Raw genomic sequence first — 520 nt, 5'->3', positions numbered from 1 at the left:
CCAGGATGGAGCCGCCATGGTCCATGTCGACATTGCCGTGAATCGCCATGCCCTCGTTGATGATGCTGATTTCCATCTGCTCTTTCATGGTTTGCTCCTCAGAACATCTTCACGTCGCCGGACGGACGATTCGCTTCCGTGGTGCGTGCCGGTGGTGTAGCGGCGCGCGGTGCCGTGGCGGTTGGTTGGGGTGCCGGCGCGGGCCGCGTAACAGGGGCTTGATCGGGTGCGGTGCGCTCGGTACGCCGAGCAGCGGGCTGAGCCGGGGCTGTTTCGACCTTCTCCGGCGCAGGAACGCGCTCGCGGGGCGCCACCTCGGCTGCGGAAAGGGCGGCTCGCTGTGGTTGAGCCACCGGTGCAGTGGGCGCGGCCGTGACAGATGCTGCAACCGGCGCTGAGGGCGTCGAGCTTCCGATGGCTGCCGGCGTGGCTTGGTTTGCGGCGACTGCAGGTTCCGGCGCCGAGGCAGGGGCGGCCGGCGCTTGCGTCTGTACTGCGTGCGTGACTTGCTCGGGCCCGG

At 68.5% G+C, this 520-nt stretch carries 1 pseudogene; it reads right to left on the bottom strand.

Features of this window, described 5'->3' with window-relative positions:
- Positions 1-98: 98 nt before the first annotated feature.
- Positions 99-520: pseudogene (locus RVY79_RS17165) on the bottom strand (hypothetical protein); the annotation flags it as partial.

Origin of the sequence: Chromohalobacter sp. HP20-39 (assembly GCF_033052815.1) — a bacterium.
Lineage (GTDB): Bacteria > Pseudomonadota > Gammaproteobacteria > Pseudomonadales > Halomonadaceae > Chromohalobacter.
This window is presented reverse-complemented; position numbering and strand designations above follow the sequence as displayed.